This window comes from Acinetobacter geminorum, assembly GCF_013009345.1.
In the GTDB taxonomy this organism is placed as follows: Bacteria; Pseudomonadota; Gammaproteobacteria; order Pseudomonadales; family Moraxellaceae; genus Acinetobacter; species Acinetobacter geminorum.
Map to the genome: position 1 here is coordinate 51,569 of NZ_JABELE010000005.1, position 25,482 is coordinate 77,050.

Annotated in this window: 23 protein-coding genes and 1 tRNA gene; 10 read left to right on the forward strand and 14 right to left on the reverse strand. The window is 39.5% G+C overall.

All coding sequences use genetic code 11. The annotated features are described in order from the left end of the window. Positions 1–22 precede the first annotated feature (22 nt). Genes HJG58_RS06125 through HJG58_RS06140 form a run of 4 tightly spaced genes read right to left on the reverse strand, consistent with a single transcriptional unit; the run spans position 23 to position 2,963 of the window. The gene (locus HJG58_RS06125) at positions 23–583 is read right to left on the reverse strand and encodes a Maf-like protein (protein WP_170248274.1); all 561 of its coding nucleotides are present in this window, start codon (positions 581–583) and stop codon (positions 23–25) included. Further along, a complete protein-coding gene (mreD, locus tag HJG58_RS06130) occupies positions 571–1,062 on the reverse strand; it encodes a rod shape-determining protein MreD (RefSeq protein ID WP_170248275.1) in 492 nt (163 codons plus the stop codon). Before mreD ends, HJG58_RS06125 begins: the two co-directional genes overlap by 13 nt. Beyond that, positions 1,049–1,906, reverse strand: a complete 858-nt coding sequence (mreC, locus tag HJG58_RS06135) for a rod shape-determining protein MreC (RefSeq protein WP_033850763.1) — start codon at positions 1,904–1,906, stop codon at positions 1,049–1,051. Before mreC ends, mreD begins: the two co-directional genes overlap by 14 nt. Before the next feature lie 16 nt (positions 1,907–1,922). Continuing rightward, positions 1,923–2,963, reverse strand: coding sequence for a rod shape-determining protein (locus HJG58_RS06140; protein ID WP_000601379.1), 1,041 nt, complete (start codon positions 2,961–2,963; stop codon positions 1,923–1,925). 133 nt (positions 2,964–3,096) lie between these two features. On the opposite strand from HJG58_RS06140, the gene gatC reads away from it, so the two are divergent. The 4 genes from gatC to HJG58_RS06160 all read left to right on the forward strand — a co-directional run bounded on the left by gatC (position 3,097) and on the right by HJG58_RS06160 (position 7,160). Continuing rightward, positions 3,097–3,411 carry an Asp-tRNA(Asn)/Glu-tRNA(Gln) amidotransferase subunit GatC gene (gene gatC, locus HJG58_RS06145; RefSeq protein ID WP_000107699.1) on the forward strand — a complete coding sequence of 105 codons (315 nt, stop codon included), beginning with the start codon at positions 3,097–3,099 and terminating at the stop codon, positions 3,409–3,411. A 53-nt stretch (positions 3,412–3,464) separates the two neighbouring features. After that, entirely contained in the window at positions 3,465–4,943 is a 1,479-nt protein-coding gene (gatA, locus tag HJG58_RS06150) for an Asp-tRNA(Asn)/Glu-tRNA(Gln) amidotransferase subunit GatA (protein ID WP_005072830.1), read from the forward strand. After that, positions 4,943–6,412 (forward strand): Asp-tRNA(Asn)/Glu-tRNA(Gln) amidotransferase subunit GatB, encoded by a 1,470-nt coding sequence (gene gatB / locus HJG58_RS06155; RefSeq protein WP_170248276.1) that lies wholly within the window; start codon positions 4,943–4,945, stop codon positions 6,410–6,412. Before gatA ends, gatB begins: the two co-directional genes overlap by 1 nt. A gap of 169 nt (positions 6,413–6,581) precedes the next feature. Then, positions 6,582–7,160, forward strand: a complete 579-nt coding sequence (locus HJG58_RS06160) for a DJ-1/PfpI family protein (protein WP_216076521.1) — start codon at positions 6,582–6,584, stop codon at positions 7,158–7,160. Positions 7,161–7,239: 79 nt separating this feature from the next. On the opposite strand, the gene HJG58_RS06165 is transcribed toward HJG58_RS06160, so the two are convergent. Both HJG58_RS06165 and HJG58_RS06170 read right to left on the reverse strand, forming a co-directional pair. Beyond that, a complete protein-coding gene (locus HJG58_RS06165) occupies positions 7,240–7,758 on the reverse strand; it encodes a hypothetical protein (RefSeq protein ID WP_216076522.1) in 519 nt (172 codons plus the stop codon). 83 nt (positions 7,759–7,841) lie between these two features. Further along, positions 7,842–8,909 carry a DUF1176 domain-containing protein gene (locus HJG58_RS06170; RefSeq protein WP_170248277.1) on the reverse strand — a complete coding sequence of 356 codons (1,068 nt, stop codon included), beginning with the start codon at positions 8,907–8,909 and terminating at the stop codon, positions 7,842–7,844. A 124-nt stretch (positions 8,910–9,033) separates the two neighbouring features. Between HJG58_RS06170 and HJG58_RS06175 the strand changes: the two genes are divergently transcribed. After that, positions 9,034–9,783: a DUF4850 domain-containing protein gene (locus tag HJG58_RS06175; protein ID WP_170248278.1), complete on the forward strand. Its 750-nt coding sequence runs from the start codon at positions 9,034–9,036 to the stop codon at positions 9,781–9,783. 41 nt (positions 9,784–9,824) lie between these two features. Here the strand turns inward: HJG58_RS06175 and sbmA are convergent, their stop codons facing one another. The 6 genes from sbmA to HJG58_RS06205 all read right to left on the reverse strand — a co-directional run bounded on the left by sbmA (position 9,825) and on the right by HJG58_RS06205 (position 15,945). Then, positions 9,825–11,021 (reverse strand): peptide antibiotic transporter SbmA, encoded by a 1,197-nt coding sequence (sbmA, locus tag HJG58_RS06180; RefSeq protein WP_170248279.1) that lies wholly within the window; start codon positions 11,019–11,021, stop codon positions 9,825–9,827. Positions 11,022–11,258: 237 nt separating this feature from the next. Continuing rightward, positions 11,259–12,494, reverse strand: a complete 1,236-nt coding sequence (locus tag HJG58_RS06185) for a threonine ammonia-lyase (RefSeq protein WP_060466052.1) — start codon at positions 12,492–12,494, stop codon at positions 11,259–11,261. A 203-nt stretch (positions 12,495–12,697) separates the two neighbouring features. Continuing rightward, the gene (locus tag HJG58_RS06190; protein ID WP_216076523.1) at positions 12,698–13,672 is read right to left on the reverse strand and encodes a patatin-like phospholipase family protein; all 975 of its coding nucleotides are present in this window, start codon (positions 13,670–13,672) and stop codon (positions 12,698–12,700) included. A 170-nt stretch (positions 13,673–13,842) separates the two neighbouring features. After that, entirely contained in the window at positions 13,843–15,318 is a 1,476-nt protein-coding gene (locus HJG58_RS06195; RefSeq protein ID WP_086265162.1) for an alanine/glycine:cation symporter family protein, read from the reverse strand. Positions 15,319–15,417: 99 nt separating this feature from the next. After that, a complete protein-coding gene (locus HJG58_RS06200) occupies positions 15,418–15,558 on the reverse strand; it encodes a hypothetical protein (RefSeq protein ID WP_086265163.1) in 141 nt (46 codons plus the stop codon). Positions 15,559–15,741: 183 nt separating this feature from the next. Continuing rightward, entirely contained in the window at positions 15,742–15,945 is a 204-nt protein-coding gene (locus HJG58_RS06205) for a hypothetical protein (RefSeq protein WP_005064392.1), read from the reverse strand. Positions 15,946–16,455: 510 nt separating this feature from the next. On the opposite strand from HJG58_RS06205, the gene HJG58_RS06210 reads away from it, so the two are divergent. Continuing rightward, positions 16,456–17,163 carry a nitroreductase gene (locus HJG58_RS06210; protein WP_216076524.1) on the forward strand — a complete coding sequence of 236 codons (708 nt, stop codon included), beginning with the start codon at positions 16,456–16,458 and terminating at the stop codon, positions 17,161–17,163. Positions 17,164–17,188: 25 nt separating this feature from the next. Here the strand turns inward: HJG58_RS06210 and HJG58_RS06215 are convergent, their stop codons facing one another. Beyond that, entirely contained in the window at positions 17,189–18,403 is a 1,215-nt protein-coding gene (locus HJG58_RS06215) for a multidrug effflux MFS transporter (protein WP_170248281.1), read from the reverse strand. 127 nt (positions 18,404–18,530) lie between these two features. On the opposite strand from HJG58_RS06215, the gene yccS reads away from it, so the two are divergent. The 4 genes from yccS (at position 18,531) to HJG58_RS06235 (ending at position 25,025) form a co-directional block, all read left to right on the forward strand. After that, positions 18,531–20,705, forward strand: coding sequence for a YccS family putative transporter (gene yccS, locus HJG58_RS06220; RefSeq protein ID WP_170248282.1), 2,175 nt, complete (start codon positions 18,531–18,533; stop codon positions 20,703–20,705). 100 nt (positions 20,706–20,805) lie between these two features. Further along, positions 20,806–21,381 carry an SdpI family protein gene (locus HJG58_RS06225; RefSeq protein ID WP_086265167.1) on the forward strand — a complete coding sequence of 192 codons (576 nt, stop codon included), beginning with the start codon at positions 20,806–20,808 and terminating at the stop codon, positions 21,379–21,381. A gap of 155 nt (positions 21,382–21,536) precedes the next feature. After that, positions 21,537–24,125 carry a PepSY domain-containing protein gene (locus HJG58_RS06230; RefSeq protein ID WP_170248283.1) on the forward strand — a complete coding sequence of 863 codons (2,589 nt, stop codon included), beginning with the start codon at positions 21,537–21,539 and terminating at the stop codon, positions 24,123–24,125. Positions 24,126–24,239: 114 nt separating this feature from the next. Continuing rightward, entirely contained in the window at positions 24,240–25,025 is a 786-nt protein-coding gene (locus HJG58_RS06235) for a YdcF family protein (RefSeq protein ID WP_170248284.1), read from the forward strand. A 379-nt stretch (positions 25,026–25,404) separates the two neighbouring features. Here the strand turns inward: HJG58_RS06235 and HJG58_RS06240 are convergent. After that, a tRNA-Val gene (locus HJG58_RS06240) sits at positions 25,405–25,480 on the reverse strand. Positions 25,481–25,482: the final 2 nt, after the last annotated feature.

The following is a 25,482-nucleotide window of genomic DNA, read 5'->3' on the forward strand; positions in this document are numbered from 1 at the left end:
AATGAAGAATGATAACAACCCCTTATGTCTTTACTCTTTTGAATAACTGTGCAAATTCGTATAAAGGAAGTCCTACCACATTACTATAACTTCCTTGAATTTGGGGAATATATTGCGAGGCAATTCCTTGAATTGCATATCCACCCGCTTTTCCAACAGGCTCACCCGTAGCCCAATAATCTTCCATATCCTGTGTAGTCAGGCGCTGAAACTCAACTTGTGTTTGCACTACCTGACTTAACATCTGTTGTTGAGTCGCAACGCACAGTCCCGAAAACACATCATGCCAACGTCCAGATAATTGTTTCCAGATTTCAAAGGCATGATTTTTCGATTCAGGCTTTCCAATAATTTGACCGTCAAGTCCCAGACTTGTATCGGCAGCAATAACAATAGCTTCTGGAAAAAGCTTCAATACAGTTTGAGCTTTTTCTCTAGCCAACCGTTCAACATAGTGATGAACCAGCTCATTTTCATGAACAGACTCATCAATGTCAGGACTATAGATTTCAAAATCCAAGCCTAGCTGTTGCAACAGCTCCTTCCGACGAGGAGAGCTAGATGCTAAAACTATATGCGCCATTTTGCCAAACAATAATAGACGATTGGCCACGTGATGATACTTGTCATCAAAGGCTGCCAATGTCTAGCAATTGAAAAATGAATTCCACCCATCGTCTGTGTTACCCACATAAATGCTAAATGGGCAATAATGACCAACGTTGCTATCGTCCATAAATTAACAAAAGTTAAAATACGGCGTTCCCGAATTAAAAAACGGGTAAGAAAAGTCACAATTACAAAACTTAAGGCATTGAGTCCTAAAGGTGCATCAAGCAGTAAGTCTGTAAAAATCCCCATCCCAAATGCAAACCAGACCCCACACCATGTTGGCTGGCATACTACCCAAAATAGCATGATCATTAACATGAACAGTGGCCGCCATCCTGAAATATCATAGGATAGCGGATAAACCATGAGTACAGAACCCACAATAACGGAGAGAATAATTCCCCATAATGGATCTTTACGCTTTTCTCGTTTAAGTTTAGCGATCGGCATATGGCTGCTCCTTCGCTAATGATTCAGAGAAAAGTACAACTACATGATGCCCTGTTGCTAATTGTGCTGATGGTGTTACATCAATTTCAGCAAACTCACCTGAATTATGGCGTCTTATTTTGGCAACTGTACCCACTGCGTAACCTGCTGGGAAATGTTCACCCAAGCCTGAGCTAAACACTTTATCACCCACCTGAATATTCGCACTGGTCGGGACATATTCCATTTTTAAACGGCCCAAATCACCTGTACCAGAAACAATCGCCCGCATCCCTGTACGCTCAAGACGTACCGACAGTGAATGCTCTTTATCTGATAACAACATCACGCGTGAGCTATGAGGATATACGTTAATGATCTGCCCCATAATACCTTTATCATCCAAAACCGTTTGACCGACCTTTAGATGGTCCATAGAGCCGCGGTTAATAATGATGATATGACGTAATGGGTCTGCATCTGTTCCAATCACTTCGGCAATTTCCATACGACCATCAATAATTAATGGGGTATCAAGAAGTCCTCGTAAACGGGTATTTTCAGCTGACAGTTCAGAAAGTTTCTGTAAGCGGACTTGAGCTTGTAAAAGCTCAGCCTGCATCGCGGTATTTTCACGACGCAGTTGTGCTTCAGATTTTGTTTGTTGATTCAGCCATTCTCTCGACAGTACCGGATAACTAGCCAATGCATAAATTGGGTTATATGCAGCGTACAAGACATCCCTTGCTGGCTGAATTACATAAGGCATGCGCCAATCAAAGAACAGCACAACCAAACATGTAATGACCGCAATAATGAACGAGCGGAAAGATGGCGGCTGTCTTGAAAAAATATTCGGTTGCACCGCCTAATCCTTAAACTTAACCGACGAAAAGCATGTCATGGTTCGGGTTGTCGAAGAATTCTAATACTTTACCACCACCACGGGTTACGCAAGTGAGAGGATCTTCAGCAACAACAACTGGTAAACCAGTTTCTTGAGCCAATAACTTGTCAAGATTACGAAGTAGCGCACCACCACCTGTCAACACAATACCGCGCTCAGCAATATCAGAAGAAAGTTCAGGAGGAGTTTGCTCAAGAGCAGATTTCACAGCACTTACAATACTTTGTAACGGATCAGAAATAGCTTGAGTAATTTCGTCAGAAGTTACGGTAATTGCACGAGGTACACCTTCTGCAAGGTTACGACCACGTACTTCGATTTCTAATGTTGTACCATCAGAAACAGCCATACCTACTTCTTTTTTAATAATTTCAGCAGTGGTTTCACCAATCACACAACCGTGAGCTTTACGAACATAATTGATGATTTGCTCATCAAAAACATCGCCGCCGATGCGTAAAGAGTCAGCATAGACACAACCTTGCAATGAAATAATTGCAATTTCTGTTGTACCGCCACCAACATCCACAACCATAGAACCACATGCTTGTTCAACTGGCATACCTGCGCCAATTGCTGCCGCCATAGGCTCTTCAATCAAACGAACATCACGGGCACCAGCATTAAATACTGCTTCGCGAATCGCACGACGCTCGACCAAAGTTGATTTACATGGTACACATACAACTACACGAGGTGCAGGTGGGAACAAACGTTTTTCGTGAACTTTACCAATAAACTGATTTAACATGGTTTCAGTCACTTCAAAATCCGCAATTACACCGTCTTTCATTGGACGAATTGCAGAAATATTCGCAGGCGTACGGCCCAGCATTTGCTTAGCATCTAGACCTACAGCAGCAACAATTTTTTGTGAACCACTGTGACGAATTGCCACAACTGTTGGTTCATTTAATATAATGCCGCGGCCTGGTGCATAAATAAGTGTATTTGCTGTACCTAAATCAATGGCTAGATCCGGCGAAAACAAGCCAATTAGTCGTTTTAGAATCACGGTTCGTTCTCAGTTAAACTTTCATGTGGATGCAAGGTGGCAACTTTAAACTAAATGTGATGATTTGAACAAGTCAATCGCTTATTATAACGCACGATATTTTGAAAATTTTTAATACTGATTAGGTGATGTTATGTCTACATCGGATGCACAGCATTCAGCAGATTTAAATGCTCAAACAGTTTCAGCAATCGCCAATCTTGCTCGATTGTCGCTCAATGATACGCAATCTGCTGAATATGCTCAAAGTCTAAATAAAATTTTAGGCATGATGGAAACCTTAAAAGGCATTGATACGGAAGGCGTAGAACCTTTGAAAAGTCCTTTTGACAATCCTCAACCTTTACGTGCTGATGTGGTAACTGAAAGTAATCATCGAGATGAATACCAAGCAGTTGCACCAGCAACTCAAGATGGTTTGTATCTTGTTCCTCGCGTGATTGAATAACTTTTAGTCAATTAATCCATCTTCCCTATTTTGAATGTAAAGAAATTTTACTCATGACTGATTTACATCGCTTATCAATTCGTGAACTTGCTGAGGGCTTAAGCCAAGCGAAGTTTTCATCTCGCGAACTGACTGAACACTATTTAAAACGTATTGCTAAAATTGACCCTCTGGTAAAAAGCTACGTGACAGTTACGCCTGAACAAGCTCTTGCTGAAGCCGACGCTGCCGATGCAGCTTTAAAAGCAGGTAATGCAACAGCTTTAACGGGTATTCCTCTTGCTCATAAAGATATCTTTTGTACCAAAGGCATTAAAACGACTGCTGGTTCAAAAATACTAGATAACTTCATCTCTCCTTACGATGCAACTGTTGTTGAAAAAACTAAAGCAGCTGGTCTTGTCACTTTAGGTAAAGTGAACATGGACGAGTTTGCCATGGGCTCAACTTCTGAAAGTTCGTATGTTGGCGCAACGAGCAATCCATGGGCACTTGACCATGTTCCTGGTGGTTCATCAGGTGGTTCTGCTGCGGCTGTAGCGGCTGATTTAGCGCCTTTCGCTACAGGTACTGATACAGGCGGCTCAATTCGTCAACCTGCGTCATTCTGTGGCTTAACAGGCTTAAAACCAACCTATGGTCGTGTATCTCGTTTCGGGATCATTGCTTATGCATCATCATTAGACCAAGCAGGTCCAATGGCACGCTCTGCTGAAGACTGTGCTTACCTAATGAATGTTATTGCAGGTCATGATGCTAAAGACTCCACTTCGGTTAAAAAAGAAGTCGATGATTACGTTGCAAACCTGAATAACACGTCTGTAAAAGGCTTACGCATTGGTATTCCTAAACAATACTTTAACGTTGCAGGTTTAGATGCTGACGTAAAAGCACGTGTTGAAGAGTCTTTGAAAAAGCTTGAGGAAATGGGCGCAACGCTTGTTGAGATTGATCTCAACATGACTGAAGCTTATGTACCAACGTATTACCTCATCGCGCCAGCAGAAGCATCTTCTAACTTGTCACGTTATGACGGTGTTCGTTATGGCTACCGCTGTGAAAACCCAGCAGACTTGATGGATCTTTATAAGCGTTCTCGTTCAGAAGGCTTTGGTCCAGAAGTTCAACGTCGTATTTTGATTGGTACATACGCGCTTTCTGCGGGTTATTACGATGCTTACTATGTGAAAGCACAAAAAGTACGTCGTTTAATTCAACAAGACTTCTTAAAAGCATTTGAAAATGTAGATGTGATTGCGGCTCCTGCTGCTCCAACAACTGCATATAAAATTGGTGCGAACTTAAGTCCAACTGAAATGTATTTAGGCGATATCTATACACTTGCAGTGAACTTAGCAGGCTTGCCAGCGATTAATGCTCCTGTTGGTTTTGATAAAGACAGCTTACCTGTAGGCTTACAATTAATTGGTAACTACTGGTCAGAATCGCAATTATTGTCGATTGTTCATCAATACCAACAAAATACCGATTTCCATACTCAACGTGCGGCAATTGCTGAGGAGAATGCATAATGGCTGAAGCTCAAAAGTTGAAATTGATTGACGGTTGGGAAGTCGTTATTGGTATCGAGATTCACACTCAGCTTGCAACCAATTCTAAAATTTTCTCTGGTTCATCGACTGAATTTGGTCAAGACCCAAACACGCAAGCAAGCCTTGTAGACTTGGCAATGCCAGGTGTACTCCCTGTTTTGAATGAAAAAGTGGTTGATCTTGCAATTCGCTTTGGTTTAGGTATCGATGCTTACATCGATCAAGCATCTGTGTTTGCACGTAAAAACTACTTCTATCCTGACTCACCAAAAGGCTACCAAATTAGCCAAATGGATAATCCAATTGTCGGCTTAGGTCACATCGACATTCAACTTGAAGATGGCACGACCAAACGTATTGGCGTAACCCGTGCCCATCTTGAAGAAGATGCAGGTAAATCGATTCATGACCAGTTTGAAGGCATGTCTGGTATTGACTTAAACCGTGCTGGAACACCTTTGCTTGAAATCGTTTCTGAACCTGACATGCGTTCGGTTGAAGAAGCTGTTGCTTATATCAAAGCGATTCACACGCTAGTACGTTGGTTAGGTATTTCTGACGGTAACATGGCAGAAGGTTCATTCCGTGCGGACTGTAACGTATCTTTACGTCGTCCGGGCCAACCTTTTGGTACGCGCTGTGAACTTAAAAACCTCAATTCATTCCGTTTCATTGAGCAAGCGATCAATGTTGAAATTGAACGCCAAATGGAAATTTTGGAATACGGCGGAAGTATCGACCAAGAAACTCGTTTGTTCGATCCAAACAAAATGGAAACGCGCTCTATGCGTTCTAAAGAAGAAGCGAATGACTACCGCTACTTCCCCGATCCAGATTTGTTACCTGTGATTATTGCTGATGAGCAAATTGAAGCTGCTCGCGCTGCACTTCCAGAGCTCCCTGCTGCTCGCCGTGCGCGCTTTATCGCAGACTTTGGAGTAACTGAGTACGATGCACATGTACTTACGCTCTCACGCGAAATGGCGGACTTCTATGAAGCTGTTGTGGCTGCTGCTGGCGGTGCGAAGCAAGGTAAAGTATCTGCAAACTGGGTAATGGGCGAATTCTCAGGTGCTTTAAACAAAGCAGGCCTAGATTTGGCTGACTCACCTGTTTCTGCTGAACAGCTTGGCGGCATGATTGCTCGTATTGTTGATAACACCATTAGCGGTAAGATTGCAAAACAAGTCTTTGGCTTTATGTGGGAATCGGAAGGTAAATCTGCTGATGACATTATTGCAGAAAAAGGCTTAAAGCAAGAAACCGACACAGGTGCAATTGAAGCGATCATTAAAGAAGTACTTTCAGCCAATGAAAAAATGGTTGAAGAGTACAAATCTGGTAAAGAAAAAGCCTTTAACGGTCTTGTTGGTCAAGTTATGAAAGCTTCTAAGGGTAAAGCCAACCCTGCTCAAGTAAATGAATTAATGAAAAAATTGATTGGTTAATTTCATTAGTCAACTCCAGAAAAAGCCTCGATTTATCGGGGCTTTTTTATATTCTTCTAAAGCACCCTTCGACTAAAGAATGCACTTTTTTCCTAAAAAATTACTCAGTGACTGTGCTAATTTAAATTCAGAATTTAGATAAATTACATTTTAAAAAGAGGGATAAATCATGTCTAAAAAGATTTTAATGTTGGTCGGTGACTATGCCGAAGACTATGAAACTATGGTTCCTTTTCAGTTTTTAACTGGTTTAGGTTATACCGTACATGCTGTTTGCCCGAATAAAAAGAACGGCGACCATATTGCGACTGCTATTCATGATTTTGAAGGCGAGCAAACTTATAGCGAAAAACGTGGTCACAACTTCGCGATTAACTATGATTTTGATGCCATTAATACCGAAGATTATGTAGGTCTAGTGATTCCTGGTGGCCGTGCACCAGAGTATTTACGTATGAATGAACGTGTTATTGAAATTGTACGTGAATTCGATAGAGTGAAAAAACCAATTGCAGCTGTATGTCACGGTGCTCAGTTACTTGCTGCGGCAGATGTGTTAAAAGACCGCCTTTGCTCAGCTTACCCAGCATGTGCGGCCGAAGTAAAACTGGCAGGTGGACAATATGCAGACATTGCCGTGACTGAAGCCGTTACAGATGGACATTTAGTGACAGCACCAGCTTGGCCTGCACATCCAGCTTGGTTAGCTCAATTTGTGAAAGTTTTAGGGGCTACAATTACGATCTAAAAGATCTCTTTATTCCAAATACAATAAAGCCTGCACTTAGATAGCAGGCTTTATTAATAAAATAAAAAAACTAGATTTTTTATCTTGTGATTCCCAACTTATTCCAAATTTCTGGTGTTAAAAACGTCGTCACTAATTTATTTAAGTCAATATAGCGTAATGTGCCCTGCAACTGCTGTTTAACAGCCGGGTCTTTAACAATATCTTCACCCGCACTTTGACCTAACTGTTGAAAAGCTTCTCCAACTGCTTTCACACCTTCAGTCTGAATTACAGCTTTGGTCTGAGCAGAACATTGCTCAACAATCACACGTTGTAAAACCTGTGCCAGTTTTTGATCTAACTGATCCTTTTGCTCAGGTGTTACATTACTAAATGCTTTTAAATCGGGATGGGCAGCTAAAGCCGTAAATGTCCATTGAAGTACAGTAGTTTTGTCAGAGGCAGTTGTTGCTTTAACCAGACAGTCACTTAACTGATCAACCGTTGGGCCAGCCATCGCAATTTGAGTAGTCCCCAATACAGCAGCCGCTACACATATTGAACGGCTCAGATGTGAAAACTTACGGCGAGCAATAGCGTAAAGATGATGTGACATAGGTCTAGCTCCAATAAACAATCTGTTCTTTTTATCACAGAGTCACCAAAGTTACCTGTTATGACTCTGTAACCGCAAAATACTTATTTCACCATAGACTCTATTCGATCAAGCTCCCACACCCCACCTGCTGCCAAGCCTTTGCACATACCTGTCCACATATTCTTAGTATGTACAAAACTCTTGCCATCCCACACCCATTCTTCACTTACCCAGCAGTCTCCAATGCCTCTTCCCTTTTGAGCACTACTGATCATACCGCTATCAAAATCTGAAGCGGATTCAGTCACAAACGCGGCCTTACCATTTAATGACTCATCTAGCACCCAAGCGCCATACCCTTCGTTATAGGCGCCTCTCCAGCACAACGTAGTCGCCAGAACTTTCTTATTGGTTAGTTTATATAGCTCAATTTTCTGTGGTTCAGCTCCATCGCTATTACCACTATAAACACCTTCACAAAAACCGTCTTCTTTCGGATTCGGTTTAGCAGCCATCAAACTACGGTGTATTGCTTGGTACTGTTTATTTTTAGGCTGTAAAGTTAAATAAGGTTTGTTTGAAGTCTTAATACGTTTAACAAGTAGTTTTGGCTCAGGCATAAGCACTTTGGCTTCATTGGCGCTGCCCTTTTTAACCAAAGCACCAACAGTTCCGATACGCTTCTGAAAATCATCCATTTTTAATAACACAGCAGTCATTCCAGCATCAGAAATTTTCCATTCATGCTGCGCATTTTTAAATAAAATTTCGGTCTTCTGTTTGGATTGCTGTAGTAGAGCATTGACTTGCGAGCTGTTCAGTTTACCCATAAGTGGTAACTCAGTACCATCTACACTCACAGCGCCTAAATCTTTGCCATTTATATAAAAATGAATATTTTTAAGCTGGTTTGCTGGCATGCTTTGTTCATAGTCTGACAAAGCAAATTCAATCTGCACAGGTTGTTTTGGGCCAGCTTTACGTGTTAATAAAATTGAAGCAGGATTGTCACCATTTTCCTCGTTTTGATAACCTGCTGCCTTACAGGTGCCTGTATTACTGCAAGAGATTTCCCACTCTTGGTGAGAAAATGAAATACCTTTGATATCTTGAGCAAAACTATAAGAACTTATTACTGCCAAACAACCAATTGAAAGTATATTTTTCATTATTTCATGTCTCGATTGGTCTGTTTTATTATGAAGTTAATAATAGCGTTAAATTTTGAGTTACCGTCTAGTTTAAAAGAATATGTTAGATTTATATAAGATTTAAATTGATTACTTTCTAAAAATGAAAAAACTGAATTTTTTATTATTTACTGCATTTACCTGTCTAACCTCATCTGCTTATGCAGAAGTAAAAAGTTTTACACCCCATTTCCCCAAATTTTATAGCTCTGCTGCAACCCGCAAAGCAGACAATCAGTTCTACACTCTAGGAGAGGCAAAATTTTTAAACGGCGTTACAGTTCCGTTTTATGGTGTTACTGCACAGAACCCAATAGAGGATGGTTTACTTAAAGATTTTGAAAAATGCACGCCTAAAAGCTGCCGTTTTAATTTTCAACTCGATGCTCAACATGCCAAGCAACTCAAGCTTCTTGCATTACCTGAAACAGATTTAGTGCTCGTTCCAAGAAATTGGCAAGATGTGCAAGCAAATGCAGGTGCGTATGGAACTGGTTTTGCTCTAATAATGAGTCCAGATCAGAAGCAAGCAATAAAACTTTACGACTCTTCATTTTGCGTTGGATGTGGCTTACCGAATGCAACGCTTTATTTTCCCGAACTATTAAAAGAAAGTCTGGAAAATGAATTTGGCGGATTTAAAGATCCTAAAAAACTCATCCATATTGTTCACCCATCTAAAAAAGTGGCTTTTTTTAGTTATCAAATTCCACAAGTGAACAATAAAACCCATGGCATTGCCAAATATTATGATGAAGACACTTTTAACTATAAAGAAATTCAAGTCACCTTAGATAAATCCCAACAATCTTTAGTTGGCCCTATCCTTAATTTTTATAATGCAACACACTAATCCAATACTTATAAAAAAACCCGCTTTCGCGGGCTTTTTTTTTACTTGTGTAATATCGATTCAAAAGCTTTTAAACGCTTATAAATTGAAAGCAATTCAATAATCGTTTTCCATGAACTAATTAAATATTGGAAGGATTCACGAACCTTATCGAATACACCACCAATTTGGTTAATCAAGCCTAACGTCATCTTCCCACTTGCAATTGCAGGAAATAAAACAACTAGACTATATAAAATATCTAATTGCTTATACCAAGTTGCTACCAAGTTAAAGTAAGCATAATGAAAATAGAGGCGGAAGTAGTTTTTACGAACTCTGCTAAATAGTTCTTTTAAAGTAGCTGGTCTTGCACGCTCTGCATGATCTTCACCATAAACTAATTCTTTACGATAAGCCGCTTCTACTTTTTGATTATTAAATTGGAGTCCAGGTAATTTAATACCAACCACCATTAAAAGAACAGTACCAAAAGCAGCCCATACAATTGCAGCCCATACTAGAGAATGTTCTAGTTCACCAACAATTGGTAAAACAGGAACATGTTTAGACAGTTGAAATAAAATAGGTAAAAAGGCAATTAAGATCATAACAGCTTTCACCAGTTCAACGCCTAAGTCTTCCATAATGGTTGCAAAGCGCATAGTGTCTTCTTGCACACGCTGTGAAGCCCCCTCGATATGACGAAGCTTTTCCCAATGTTCTGTGTAATATTCATTCATTGCTGTACGCCAGCGGAATACATAATGGCTTGTAAAAAAGGCATTAATCACAGCAAGAGTCACAGCCACCATAGCAATATAAAGAAAGACCATTGTCTCACTATATAATGCTGAGAGGTCTCCTCCGCCATCCGAAAGCATTTTTTGAATTAAATCCCAAAATGGTACATACCATGCATTAATCGCAACACTGACTTGAACACCAAACCAAATATTAAACAAAATAAATGCGGAACCCCACACTGACCAACCCTGCCATGGATTATTAGAAACAATTTTCCAAAATCCAGCAAAGAGCGCAGTAGAGATTAAAAACCAGACATAAAACCATAAGAAAGTTGGAGACCAAAAACGGCTCACACCCACTGGTAGTTGAGCATCATGATAGCCTTGAGGAAACCCGATAAAAGTTCCCCACGTGTTTCCACCTGAATACCAAAGCATCATATTGAGTGCGATCCAAATGACCGCAGATATAAAGAAATACCGTGGTGATGGAAAAAATGATTTGAACATTGAGCGTGGATATCCCTATATTTCTTCAAATTTACAATGAAAGGAATACTAAAACCTAAACCTTAAAATTGTGAAGGGTAAAGTTTAGAGAATTGTCAGTTTTTCCTATTCCATTGAAGGATTTGATCGTTTTTTTGTAAATTAATCCCTTTTTTGGCAATTTAATCCATTTAAATTACCTTGTCTATGACTCTTGATAGAGTCATAGACGGCTTTTATAACACAGTGATACAGAGATTAAATCTCTTCCTTACGAACAATATAGCCTTCTAATTGCATTGCTTGAATAAGCAAATCTAGGTCCGAGGCACTTTTTAATTCGACATCAACGCTCACAGCGCTTTCTTTGGCACGGCTTGTTGCCGCAAAGCGTTCATGACGCAGCTCATAAATATTACCGCCCTGCTCAGCAATAATGGCTGTTAAACGAGCTAAGGCACCTGGATTATCAGGTAATTCAACACGAATACGAACCATACGGCCTGTACGAGTTAAATGGCGTTGTAATACAGAGACCATAACACGTGTATCAATATTGCCACCTGACAGAACCACACCTAATTTATGACCTAAAAACAGATCGGGACGCGACATAATTGCAGCAATACCTGTCGCCCCTGCTCCTTCACATACTGTTTTTTCAATATTAAGTAACAGCGCAATTGCCTCTTCAATCATGTCTTCAGTGACAACAACAATGTCATCAACATATTCTTTAGCAACTTGGGTCGTAAGCTCACCTGGAGTTTTTACCGCAATACCTTCAGCAACTGTAGAGCCCATTGAAACGGCATGTTGATAATTACAAAGTAGTTTTGCCATACTTGGGTATACAACTGATTGTACCCCAATAATTTTTATTTTTGGATTGATCGCCTTAGCAGCAATTGCAATACCAGAAATTAAACCACCACCACCAATTGGCACAACCAGAATATCCAGATCAGGCACAGCTACAAGCATTTCAAGTGCAATAGTTCCCTGACCTGCAATAATTTCAGCATCATCAAATGGGTGGATAATCGTTAAAGATTCTTCTTGTGCAACACGGTGCATTTCAGCAGCAGCTTCTGAAAAGTCCTGCCCATGCAAAATAACGCGTGCACCATACTCACGTACTCGTTGTACCTTAACGTTTGGTGTCGATTTCGGCATCACAATGGTCGCGGTCACACCTGTCCGCTGAGCATGGTAGGCTACACCTTGGGCGTGGTTGCCTGCCGAAGCTGCAATAACACCATGTTGCTTTTCTTGCTCAGATAAACACAACAGTTTATTTAGAGCACCCCGCTCTTTAAATGAAGCTGTAAATTGTAAGTTTTCAAATTTCAACCACATCTCAGCCCCTAAGGTTTTAGAAATGGTTTCTGAGAAAACAAAGGGAGTTTTTACAACTAAACCTTCCAAACGCTCTGCGGCAGCATGAACATCATCTAATGTTGGAAAGCCATTTTTAACCTGTTGCTGTATCATTTATCCAGTCAGCCTCAATACACTACAAATCAATTATTTTTTAAAAACGGCAACAATATTTCATATTGACCATTAGAGTTTTCAGCATATCCAACATATCTCTAATATACAAAAAATTTTATTCCAAAAATTGAAGATTTAAACTTCCATAAAAAAAGCCCTTTGTGGGCTTTTTATTTAATTTTCAGAATATTAACGTTTATTTATTGGCTTTGAGCACTCAAGCCTTCCGTAGACATATTTTGTTCAGCTATTTTTTCATCAATAGCAAACTGAATATCAGAAAGCTTGGCATTAGCTGCATCCATACCAGATTTCATAGTAGCTTCACGGCCTTTGACATCAAAAATATGTGCTTTTTCTCTTAAATCTGGCTGAATAACAACATCTGCATATTGCAATTCTTCTGCTGCCAAACGCCCTTGCATAATATTAATATTCTGATTAAACAGTCCCCAAACATTCGAAGTTTCTGTATAAATAGGTTGAGCTAGAATATCAACTGCAATAATGACATCAGCACCTAAATCACGAGCCACTTCAACTGGCACAGGACTCACTAAGCCGCCATCAACATATTCAGATTTACCAATTTTAGTCGGCACAAACATACTCGGAATCGAAGCAGAGGCTCTCACGGCTTGCCCAGTATTGCCGTAGTTAAATACGGTCTTAGTGCCATGCTTCAGTTCAGTTGCCACCACATACATTGGAATCTTCATTTTTTCGAGTGGCATATTATTTACTTGCTGGTTAACGTAGTTCTCTACTTTTTTGCCATCAAAAAAGCCTTTTAAACCGATACTAATATCACGGACATCGCCAGCTTTCATTTTTAAAGCAGTATCACGCAGTTCAGCAGGTGTTTTACCACTCGCATAAATTGCTCCAACAATACTACCCGCACTCGTACCTACAATAAAATCTGGGCGAATACCATGTTGTTCTAAAACTTCAATCACCCCTATATGAGCATAACCTCGTGCTCCACCGCTACCCAATACAAGCGCAACAATAGGACGTTTTTGCATTTTTTTAATTCTTGCAAAAGGTTGATCGACAGGACGAGCATAAGCTTCTGTCGTTTGCGGTTTTAGAGCAGCAGACAAGTGTGTGGTGGTCTGGCATCCCGCCAACACCATAGAGAGTCCGAGAACCCACAATTTAAGCTGTTTCATGGCCCATCTTCGCACTATGAGGTTTAAGTTCGGATTGCAATTTTAGTTGCTACTTTCGTGAAAAGCTGTAGTGAATTTATTTAATTTGTCATGTTTAAAATTTAGACTCAAGTATTTTATTTATCGCCTATATGAAAAAGGCCCCTTATGTATAAGAGGCCTTTTGAAACTTACCAGATATCTGAATCAACTTTTTTCTTCAATTCCGGATACTTGTCAATTTTAAACTCAGGCTCTTTGATGCCTCGTTTCAATTGCTCACGGTAATCTTTTAACAAAGTACGTGCCATTGGCGTTAACAGTAAGATCGCAATCAAGTTAATGGTTGCCATGATACCCATAAATAAGTCAGCCATAGACCAAACGAGTGGAACACTACCGATTGCACCGAAGTACACCATGACCAATACAAAAATACGGAAGATGAACATAACTTTCGGGTTGTTATTAATAAACTGTACATTACCTTCTGCATAGGCATAGTTACCTAGTACAGCTGAATAACAGAATAAGAATAATAAAACTGCAAGGAAATCAGCCCCCCAATGTCCAACTTGAGTTTCTAAGGCACGTTGTGTTAATTCAACACCAACAAAACCTGCGTCTTGGTAAACGCCAGAAACTAAGATAATGATTGCGGTACTTGTACATACAATGAACGTATCTACGAATACACCAAGCATTTGTACTAAACCTTGGTTTACAGGATGTTTTACATCAGATGCAGCAGCTGCGTTTGGCGCAGAACCCATACCTGCTTCGTTTGAGAACAAACCACGCTTAATACCTTGCATCATTGCCATAGATACAGCAGCACCAAAGAAACCACCTGCCGCAGCATTGAATTGGAAAGCTTCAGTCACAATCAGCTTTAAAATATCCGGCAAAATTGCATAGTTACTAATTGCAATATAGAGAGCAACGGCTAGATAGAGACCCGCTTTTAAAGGTACAAACATCTCCGCAAATTTAGCGATACGCTTAATACCACCAAAAATTGCCAATGCAACCATAACGACAAGCGCAAGACCAACCCATGAAATTTCTAGATCAACCCCACCTAAATGAGCAATAAGATTGGCTTTGTCCCAACCCCAAGCATGTGAAGAAGCATTAGCAATCGCATTGATTTGGACTGAGTTGAATACGAAACCGTAGGTAAAGATGAGTGCTAGTGCGAAAACCACACCAAAGGTTTTACTGCGTAAACCTTGGGTAATATAGTAAGCTGGCCCACCGCGGAACTGTTTAGTCTTGTTATCTCTAACTTTAAAGAGCTGAGCAAGTGTAGACTCAATAAAAGCAGAGCTCATACCAAGGAGAGCAGTTACCCACATCCAGAACACAGCACCAGGACCACCAATTGCGATCGCAATTGCCACACCTGCAATGTTACCGACCCCAACACGGCTCGCAAGACCCGTTACAAACGCTTGGAAAGGTGTAAGTCCATGCTCATCTTCGCCTTCTGTACGGCTGCTTTTCATGACACGGATACTTTGCAAGAACATGCGAATCTGCACTGCCCCTGTTAAGACCGTATAAAAAATACCGACAGCCAGCAAGAAAATAACCAGAAAATCCCATAAAGGATCATTAAAAAATTGTACCCACGACATCAGTGTGGCATTGAGTTGTTCATTCATACTCGGTCCGCTTACGTTCTTGCTAATGTGCTAATAGCACAAGCCAAAATACTGCAATAAACAAAAAAGCCCCTCAAAATAGGGACTTCTTCAGTACATTTAAGAAAAAACTTTTAATGTCACTTGAATAGCAATTAACGTCACAAGTTTAAGCAACATAATGCCCAGCACTAAGCCTTTGAAGGTCGCATGAGAGAAAGCACCCTTCAGATAAAATGAATTCATCGCACCACTGAACATATTCCCATTTGGGTGAACAGAATGCATCGACTCGGCTACAAACTTGGAAACTAACAAATGACCACCGCTAAATCAGCTCGCTTAATGATTCCCATCAATTAATCGAGTTATAAAAATCTGGATTTAAGCCAATAAGCATATTTACATATACTTGAGAGCGAATGTCTAAAATGGATATGAATTTCAAAGACTGTAACGAGCCATCGCCATAACGCGGCTATCTGCGCCCTTTTCCCTCTGATTGGAGAAGAGTGCATTTAGATCTGTACCAAGCTGTTGTATTTCTTGTGGCTCAGTAGTTGCGTGAGTTACGTTCATTTTCATGGTTGCAATGGTAATCGCCAATCCTTGTTTCATGAACTGCTTGTTGATGAGCGGTAAACTCATGTAAAGCTCCTTATTCCTCGTGTATTTCTCCATTTCTACATCCAAATCCTTTTTGTAAAGGGATTTTGTATGCAGCCATTTCTTTCCTAACATGAGTATGGAGAAATCATACCTGCGTAAAAAAGTCGGTATTATGCAGAAATTTAAAATTTTGTGTATGTTTTTCATTAAAATTTTATGTTATTTCCGATTGTTTTTTATCCAAAACCATCTGTTTTGCACTGTTTTTAAACATATTATACCTTTTTTTCAATTGAGTGATTTTTAATCCATCTAATGCTATAGATTTATTTTTATAGTCAAAAACATCATACTTTTTTGTCTATTTAGATCTAAAGTGGCATATTCACATTAGAGTTAATTAGACATCATATCCAAACTAAACACATCATCATATCTTTAAGGATACCCCTTTTCTAATATTTTTTGCTTATAAATGAAGTACTTTCAAAACATGAAATTAAGCTTCAAAAAAGTATTAAGTATTTAAGAAAAGATATAGGAGTACGCATGAATCTGGAACAAGTTCGTCTCGTTGATGAAGCTATCACTTCTCGACATTCTGTCCGCGCTTTTTTAAATACCCCAATTGAGCCAGAAGTCATTAAAGATATATTACGAGTCGCAAGTCGAGCACCTTCTGGAACGAACACCCAACCATGGAAAGTCTATGTGATCGCAGGCAAAAAGCGTGATGAAATAGTTGAACGTGTCTGTGCTGCACAAATTGAAGTTTCAAAAAATCCTGAACTTGCAGAACAATATAAAGAAACTTTTGCCTATTACCCTGAAAAATGGATATCCCCTTTTATTGACCGCCGCCGCGAAAATGGTTGGGGCCTTTATGGTTTACTCGAAATCAAAAAGGGCGAAAAAGAAAAAATGGCTGAACAGCAGCTACGTAATTTTAAATTGTTCGATGCACCAGTCGGCCTTTTCTTTACCGTAAATAAAACTATGGGAATCGGTTCTAAAATGGATATCGCCATGATGATCCAAAACGTGATGGTCGCTGCCAAGGCGCGTGGCTTAGATACATGCCCACAAGCAGCTTGGAATCATTTTCACCCTATTGTTTTAGATATAGTGGGTGCATCAGATGACGAAGAACTAGTATGTGCAATTGCATTAGGCCATGCTGACCCTAATCATATTGTAAATACCTTTATCACACCTAGAGAACCTGTTGAAAATTTCACAGTTTTTCTAGACGAATAAGCTATAAGTGGCCATTCTCTAAAAGCTATGAGAATGGCTTGGTTTTGACCTGTTGTGTCGCTTTCAAGACGACAATAAAACCACTTAGTGTAAATAACACCATCATCACCCCCATATTGAGCGATGCAGACCAAATCAGGAAGTTAAGAAGCACGCCACCTAAAAGGCCACAAGCGAATTGCATACTTCCCATAATTGCACTTGCTGTTCCAGCACGAGCACCTTGTTTGGACATTGCTAACGCCATCGCATTTGGGCCTGTTAATCCAATGCCTGAAATAGCTAAAAACAACCCTACCATAACCAGCCATAAAGGCGCCGCAGGAATTAAACCAGCAATAAATACAATGATGGCTCCAGTCACTTGCACAAGTGAACCTGATTTTAAGCGTTTGGTAATTTCAACACGTGTTGTTAAATGCTTGTTTAAAGAAGACATCAACATAATACCAAAAGCATTTAGTCCAAATACGTAGGCAAATTCTTGCTGATTAAGCCCGTACTGATCCATAAAAACCGCAGGCGCTGAGCTGATATAGCAAAATAATACAGCCCCTGTTAAACACCCTGCAAACATAGGTAAGCGGAAACTCGCATCTTTGAAAATAGCTCCATATAAAGTCACCACTTGATAGAGCGATAGCTTAAGCCTTTTATCATTTGCCAAAGTTTCCTTAAAAAAGAAATGTACACACAGCCAACACAGCGCACCCACAATTGAAAGTGCAATAAAAATAGCCTGCCAAGGGAACCAAATTAAAATCCATGCTCCGATCATAGGAGCCAAAATTGGTGCTAAGCCCATTACGATCATCATGCTAGAAAAAGCTTGTGCAGAGCCTTGTACGTCCAATCTATCGCGTATTGCCGCACGCGCCATGACTACGCCAACACAACCACCTAAAGCTTGTAAAATACGGGCCGCAATCAAGCTCCATTCATTAGTAGCCATTACACAAAATAAGCTTGCGACTGCATAAAGCGCGAGGCCAAAGTAAAGTGGTTTCTTTCTACCGATACGATCGCTTAAAGGACCATAAACCAATTGCCCAATGGCTAAACCAAAAAAATAAGCTGGCAGTGTATTTGCCACCATTTGCGTACTTACCCCAAAATCATGGGCCATTTGTGGTAGCGCAGGTAAGTACATATCAATGGATAACGGCCCTAAAGCCGTAAGTAAAGCGAGCAACATAATCCAGCCAATAGAATATTGACGCTGGGCTGTTTGTTCAGACATAACGATATTTCATTTTTCACTCATTTGCATACAGACAAGCTTACACTGTCTATCGTATGATTTGTGCAACATTGGTGTAGAAATACACAAATCCTTTATCACTCAGGTTGATCAGCAAGGACTTCATTTGAAATCTTGGTTTAAACGCCTAAAAAGAGCGACTTATAACACAACATTTATGTATAACGTGCGAATGCTGATAGCCTTTTCAGGAACTGCTTTCGTGCCTTATTTTTTAGGCTATCAATTAGCAACTATTCCACTCACTTTAGGTGTAGTCGCAGCAGGTTTGAGTGATATTGATGATCGCTTTTCCGTGCGAATCATGAACCTAATTTATACTTATATTGGGTTCTTCGTTACTGCAGCTTCTGTACAACTACTTTTTCCCTACCCAATGGCTTTCGCCTTAGGGTTGATTGCCTCATGTATTGGCTGGATTTTACTAGGTTCATTAGGACGTCGTTACGCCACCATTTCTTATGGCTGTTTGGTTGTTTCGGTCTATACCATGTTGGGTGTTCACCTTTTCGATCACTGGTATATTCAACCTGCTCTTTTAGTTGCAGGTGCTGCGTGGTATGGCCTTATCGCCACGATTAGCTTTTTGTTATTCCCCGTTCGCCAACTTCAAGACAAACTCGCAGCGTCTTATGCCTCTCTAGGTGATTTTCTATTTGCGAAATCAAACTTATTTGATGTAGATATGACTCCTGCCAGCTATCAGCAAAGCATGATTGAGTTGTCATTAGAAAATGGTAAATTAATTACGATTTTTAATGACTTAAAAACAGCTTTATTGACTCGTTTAAAAGGTGACCGTGGACAAAAAGATACACGTCGAAGCTTACATTATTATTTTGTCGCTCAAGATATTCATGAGCGTGCTGACTCAGCCCATATCGACTATCAAAAGTTAGCCAAAATTTTTCAGCACAGCGATATTTTGTTTAGATTTCAACGAATTTTGGCAGTTCAAGGTAAAGCTTGCCAAGAGTTAAATGAATGTATTTTACAACGTAAACCCTATAAACATAACAAACGTTTCAAGCAGAGTTTTGAGAACTTAAGACTATCTTTAGAGAAGCTAAGACGTGATCAGCATTATGATCTTTTATGGGTAAATGCTCTTTTCGCTTTATACCAAAATTTAAAATCTATCGACTCTCAGTTACTTAACTTAGAAACGGAACAACACATTCAGGCTGATAAAGTTAAACAAGCAGAGAACCAGCTTAAAGATGATGATTTACAGGGATGGAATGATATTGTCATCCGAATAAAGCAAAATCTAACTCCCGAATCTGTACTCTTCCGCCATGCAATTCGCGTCTCGATTGTTCTTTTTATTGGATATGTGTTGATTCAAATGACCAATATTGAGTACGGCTATTGGATTATGCTTACAGCGCTATTTGTAAGCCAGCCTAACTTCAACGCAACCAAACGTCGCTTACGCTTACGAATTTTCGGAACATTAGTCGGAATTATTGTCGGTCTTACCATTGTATTTCTCGTGCCTTCCGTCGAAGGACAACTATTAATGCTAATCCTGAGCGGAGTACTGTTTTTTGAGTTACGCAGTAAGCAATATGCTCAAGCAACCGCATTCATTACAATTTTGGCATTAATTAACTTTAATCTAGATGGCTCTGCAATGGCCGCTGCTATTCCGCGATTTGTAGATACTTTAATTGGATGTGCTCTAGCTTGGTTTGGGGTGACATTTATTTGGCCTGACTGGAAATTCCGACGCTTACCTCGCAACATCAGACGTTCATTACAAGCTCAATGCAATTACTTAGCTGAAGTTGTTAAACAATATCATGAAGGCCGCAATCATGCGCTGAATTATCGTATTGTAAGACGGGCTGCTCATAATACAGATGCCGAGGTTGCTTCGCTTATTTCAACTTTAGCGACAGAGCCTGACTTTGACCCAACCCGTAAATCAGATATTTTTGAATTTCTGTGTTTAAACCATACTTTTTTAAGTTATATCGCCGCACTTGGAGCACATCGAGAAAGCATTCAAGACCAAGCTGTTCTTAAACTCTTAGACCAAGCGCTAGATGACATTCAAGGTGCTCTATTAAGAGATGAGATGCCTGATCTTACAGCACAAAATATGCTCCAAACGATACGTCAACGTTTGAGTCAAAATAATGAAGAGGACCAAAAATCACTCATTATCTTACAACAGCTATCACTCATGCTTAGTGTATTAAACCGTTTCAGTATGCTAAAACAACGCCTAAGTCATGATCTTGATAACGATGCCAGTGAGCTTGCATCATTATAAATCTGAGTCGGAAATTAGTACGAAATTGGCATAATATCCTTTCCTGACTTATGCCAATTAATGCTAAACTTAAAACAGTTTACAATTTGTTATTTGCACTATGACCGCGAAAACTTTATACGCTTATACGCTTCAGCCTGTTCCCTATGACGTGTCAGAAGCTGAACAACGTCATGCACAGCTTCTTATCTGGCGCAGTACCAATAAAATCAGCACAAAAATCTGGGTAATTATGGGTGTGGTTTTAGCCCTAGCTATTTTAGGCCTTGTTTTTATCAAGAACTACTCTACTATTTTTTGCTGGGTTGCTATTGTCTGCGTAGTCCTTTACTACGTAGGACGTAAATACGGATTAGAATGGTACGTTAAACGCAAGATGAATGAATTTCCGGTACAGGAAATCAAAGGTATTCGTTTAGGTGTGCAACCTCATGGTATTGTGATGCGTCAACAAATGGGCTTACAAGAAGGCGTAGGTACTATTGGGTGGAAAAATATCTACGAATGGTACAATACACCTGATTTTATTTTGGTCAATTTCAAAGTAAAAGATCCAAAAGGCCAAGAACAACAAGGTGCTTATATTCTACCTAAGCGCATGGATTCGAAAAACTTCTCGTTCAACACAATTCGCACACACTTAAAAGAATCTGTAGGCGAACCAAAAACCTTGTAATTCTAGATTTTATAAAAAGCCTCCTCACGGAGGTTTTTTATTAAGCTAAAAATAAATGATAATGAAAATTAATATTATCTCCAAAATCCATATTATCTCCCCAATCTTCGGCTATACTTCGTTACAAGATCTCCATCATATTTACATTTTCGACCATGTTTAAAAAGATTTTATTTCAAATTCATTGGTTTCTGGGAATTACTGCTGGCCTCATCTTATCCATTATGGGTGTCACAGGTGCAATTTATTCTTATGATCAACAAATTTTAAAATGGGTGAATTCTGATAGTTATGTTGTTCAAGCTGAAAATACTCCTAAACTAACTCCTGCTCAGCTTTATCAGCATTTCAATACAACTCAGCCTGAAATCAAAATTAATAGCATTACGATTGCTAAGGACCCCACCTCTTCTTCTGTGGTAAACATTGAAAAAGAAGGTGAACGTCGTGGCTACAATATGATGGTTAACCCCTATAACGCTGAGGTTCTTCCAGATGTTAAAGGCCGAAAGTTATTGTTACTCATACAACAAATTCATCGTAATTTAACAGCCGGTGAAGTTGGTAAACAAATTACGGGTGCCTGCGCACTCATGTTAATTTACTTTGTACTTAGCGGTTTGTATTTACGCTGGCCTAAGAAGCATTCTGCTCGTCAATGGCTTGCCGTAAAACCAAAACTCAAAGGCCGAAATTTTATTTGGGATCTACATGCGGTTGTTGGTACATGGGTCATTGTTTTTTACCTTCTTTTCGCATGTACAGGCCTATATTGGTCTTATGATTGGTGGCGTAGTGGCATGTTCAAAGTGATGGGCGTTGAACAGCCTAAACGACAAGATCATGGCGCTACTCCTCAAAATCAAAATCGAGGAATGCAGCAAGGCAAACAATCTGAGCGTAATAATGATAAAAAATCAGAGCCTCAATTAGATAATACTCAGCTCATTACAGCACTTAATCAAACATGGAGCGGCTTCAATAGCCAAATCGGACGTGATTATTCGACACTAACATTAAGCTTACCGAAAAAAGATGATGGGAAAATTGAGTTAAGCTTTGTCGATGCTATCCCACAACACGAACGTGCACGCAATCAAGCCATCTATAATTATCAAACTGGCAACATCGAAAAGATGGAGCTTTACGAAGACAAAAAGCTTAATCAAAAGATTATGAGCAGCATGTTACCCGTACACCGTGGTAGCTTCTTTGGACCAATTTATCAATTCGTTGCAATGCTTGCTTCTCTAGCAATGCCTTTGTTCTTGGTTACTGGGTGGATGCTATATCTTAAACGCCGTAAACAGAAAAAACTAACACAGGCGGCTCGTCAGTCTTTAGCAGGACAATACATTGATCCAAATGCAAAGCCTTGGCTTATTACTTATGCAACTCAAACAGGCGTAGCTGAACAACTCGCTTGGAGCACGGCAACAAGTTTACAAGAAGCTCATCAACCTGTTCAGGTAAAACCTGTACAGCAACTAACCCAAACTGATTTAGAACAACATCAACAGGTTTTATTCGTGATCAGTACTTATGGTACCGGTGATGCTCCTGATCTCGCTACAAGCTTTGCTAAGAAACTTTTAAAATTGAATGTGGATCTTAAGCACATCAACTATGCTGTTCTAGCTCTAGGCTCTAAAGAATATCCAGACACTTATTGTAGTTTTGGCCATGCAGTAGATGCTTGGCTTAAAGCAAATGGTGCCCACGCTCTCTTCAATACAATTGAAGTTGATAATGCAAACCCATCGGATATTCAAAATTGGAATCAATCTCTCGCGAAGGCAACTAAATTAGATTTGCATGCTGTAAATCTGGAAAAAGTATTTGACAGTTGGATATTGCAGCAACGTGATTTACTCAATCCAAATAGCTTAGGTCAGCCTGCTTATAATATTGAACTTAAAGCAAATCATGAGGCGATATGGCAAGCGGGTGATATTGCTGAAATCCAGCCTGGTAATAGTCCTGAACGTATTCACGCTTTTTTGCAAAAGCATCATATTCTTAAAAATTCAAAAGTTGATTCATTACAGATTTCAATCGAAAAAGCGCTTTGGAATAAAGATTTAACTGGTGAAATTGAACCATTTGCCAATCTGGATCATTTATTAGAACAGCTTCCTACCTTACCAACACGAGAGTATTCGATTGCGAGCATTCCGTCTCAGCAAGTCCTTCGTTTGGTTGTTCGTCAACAATATGATGCGTCTGGTAGTTTAGGTTTAGGTTCGGGTTGGCTGACTCAACATACGCAAGTTAATAATGAAATTGCTTTGCGTATTCGTACCAATGAATCATTCCATCTTATTGATGACAACCGCCCTATTATTTGTATTGGTAACGGAACTGGTATTGCTGGTTTAATGAGCCTATTACACACCCGTACACGTCATGATTACACTGAAAACTGGTTAATCTTTGGTGAACGTCAAAGAGCATGTGATTTCTTCTATGAATCAACTATTGAAGCATGGAAAACCACGGGAATGTTAAAACGCCTCGATTTAGCATTTTCGAGAGATCAAGAACAACGCATGTATGTTCAGGATGTAATCCGTCAAAATGCAGCAGAATTAGTAAGCTGGATAGAACGCGGTGCTGTTCTGTATGTATGCGGTAGTATTGATGGTATGGCAAGCGGAGTTGATCAAGCACTTATCGAAATTCTAGGTGAAGAACAGGTAGATGATTTAAGACAACAAGGCCGTTACCGCCGTGATGTTTATTAAAGATCAATAAAAACAAAAAACCGAGTAATAGCTTAAATGCTTTACTCGGTTTTTATTGCATTCAGAATAATTTTGCATACACTGTCTGCAATTTAAATTGCAACTCTAAGCACAATGCAAGTCAGTAAGTGGATCCGTATTTTCCTAGCAATCATTGGTTCGATTTTATTTCTAGATGGATTAGTTCTAATTTGTCTCAATAAAATTAATGTAGGCACTGTTATTCCTTTAATTTTAGGTGCTTTCTTCTGCTTATATTCCTTATTTTATTATCATTTAGAACGCTTTTTCTTCTATCACTATCGCTTGCACACACTTTGGCGTTTTGGATGGTTATGCTTCTGGATATGGTTAATTGGCTTAGGCTATTTTTTTAGCTTTATTAAAGAAAATAAAGATACTTCAAATAATATTCCTCCTGTAAAAGCAATTATTGTCTTAGGAAGCGGTGTTGAGAATGGTCAGCCCTCCACAATTCTTGCAAAACGTTTAGATACGGCCGTCTCTTTAGCCCTAAAACAGCAGCAAGCCCAGATTGTTCTAACAGGTGGTCTTGATTTTTCAGAAAAAGAAAGTGAGTCATTGGTTATGTCTCGTTATCTTGAACAAAAGTATCATATCGCAAGAGATCAAATGATCCTTGAAGATAAAAGCACCAGCACAGAGCTTAACTTAAAAAATAGTAAACCCTTATTAGAACAGCACCACATTACCTTAGACCAGCCAATCGCTATTGTCACAAGTGATTTTCATATTCCTCGCGCAGTAGCAATTGCGACAAAACAGGGCTATACCCAAGTTCATGGGGTAGCGGCCGAGACCCCATTAGCTACTCGCTACAATGCATGGTTACGTGAATATTTTGCTTATGCAAGTGGATGGCTTCTAAACGAATATTAAAAGTAATTTAATCGGAAAACTGCTATTTAAAAAAATAGCAGTTTTTTTTATTTGTAAAAAATATTCGTGATCGGTACAGATACAAAGCTGATATTAGCTAAAACTAGTAAATTACAGGCTAGATTCTTATCTTTAAGCACTAGTAACGCAATTTAATGAGGTTGAGGAATCCCATCAAAAGCTTGAAGAAACACTAATGTTAAAAACTAAAAAAAATAGCGATCACTAAAAAGAATAAATTAAAGATCTCAGGATTTTAATTTTAGAATAGAAAAGTTGTATCTATACTGAACCACATAGTAAATAAATTTACATGTAAGTATAGGATATTTATAGATGAATATAAATTTAGGGGATTTTAAATTTCTGATATAAATTATGGTGGGCGCTGACGGGATCGAACCGCCGACATTCTGCTTGTAAGGCAGACGCTCTACCAACTGAGCTAAGCGCCCTA

Bases quoted from the DNA above. Each gene is read 5' to 3' on its own strand.
- HJG58_RS06125 (WP_170248274.1), bottom strand. From the start codon at position 583: ATGGCGCATATAGTTTTAGCATCTAGCTCTCCTCGTCGGAAGGAGCTG.
- mreD (WP_170248275.1), bottom strand. From the start codon at position 1,062: ATGCCGATCGCTAAACTTAAACGAGAAAAGCGTAAAGATCCATTATGG.
- gatC (WP_000107699.1), top strand. From the start codon at position 3,097: ATGTCTACATCGGATGCACAGCATTCAGCAGATTTAAATGCTCAAACA.
- gatA (WP_005072830.1), top strand. From the start codon at position 3,465: ATGACTGATTTACATCGCTTATCAATTCGTGAACTTGCTGAGGGCTTA.
- gatB (WP_170248276.1), top strand. From the start codon at position 4,943: ATGGCTGAAGCTCAAAAGTTGAAATTGATTGACGGTTGGGAAGTCGTT.
- HJG58_RS06160 (WP_216076521.1), top strand. From the start codon at position 6,582: ATGTCTAAAAAGATTTTAATGTTGGTCGGTGACTATGCCGAAGACTAT.
- HJG58_RS06165 (WP_216076522.1), bottom strand. From the start codon at position 7,758: ATGTCACATCATCTTTACGCTATTGCTCGCCGTAAGTTTTCACATCTG.
- HJG58_RS06170 (WP_170248277.1), bottom strand. From the start codon at position 8,909: ATGAAAAATATACTTTCAATTGGTTGTTTGGCAGTAATAAGTTCTTAT.
- HJG58_RS06175 (WP_170248278.1), top strand. From the start codon at position 9,034: ATGAAAAAACTGAATTTTTTATTATTTACTGCATTTACCTGTCTAACC.
- sbmA (WP_170248279.1), bottom strand. From the start codon at position 11,021: ATGTTCAAATCATTTTTTCCATCACCACGGTATTTCTTTATATCTGCG.
- HJG58_RS06185 (WP_060466052.1), bottom strand. From the start codon at position 12,494: ATGATACAGCAACAGGTTAAAAATGGCTTTCCAACATTAGATGATGTT.
- HJG58_RS06190 (WP_216076523.1), bottom strand. From the start codon at position 13,672: ATGAAACAGCTTAAATTGTGGGTTCTCGGACTCTCTATGGTGTTGGCG.
- HJG58_RS06195 (WP_086265162.1), bottom strand. From the start codon at position 15,318: ATGAATGAACAACTCAATGCCACACTGATGTCGTGGGTACAATTTTTT.
- HJG58_RS06200 (WP_086265163.1), bottom strand. From the start codon at position 15,558: ATGTTCAGTGGTGCGATGAATTCATTTTATCTGAAGGGTGCTTTCTCT.
- HJG58_RS06205 (WP_005064392.1), bottom strand. From the start codon at position 15,945: ATGAGTTTACCGCTCATCAACAAGCAGTTCATGAAACAAGGATTGGCG.
- HJG58_RS06210 (WP_216076524.1), top strand. From the start codon at position 16,456: ATGAATCTGGAACAAGTTCGTCTCGTTGATGAAGCTATCACTTCTCGA.
- HJG58_RS06215 (WP_170248281.1), bottom strand. From the start codon at position 18,403: ATGTCTGAACAAACAGCCCAGCGTCAATATTCTATTGGCTGGATTATG.
- HJG58_RS06225 (WP_086265167.1), top strand. From the start codon at position 20,806: ATGACCGCGAAAACTTTATACGCTTATACGCTTCAGCCTGTTCCCTAT.
- HJG58_RS06230 (WP_170248283.1), top strand. From the start codon at position 21,537: ATGTTTAAAAAGATTTTATTTCAAATTCATTGGTTTCTGGGAATTACT.
- HJG58_RS06235 (WP_170248284.1), top strand. From the start codon at position 24,240: ATGCAAGTCAGTAAGTGGATCCGTATTTTCCTAGCAATCATTGGTTCG.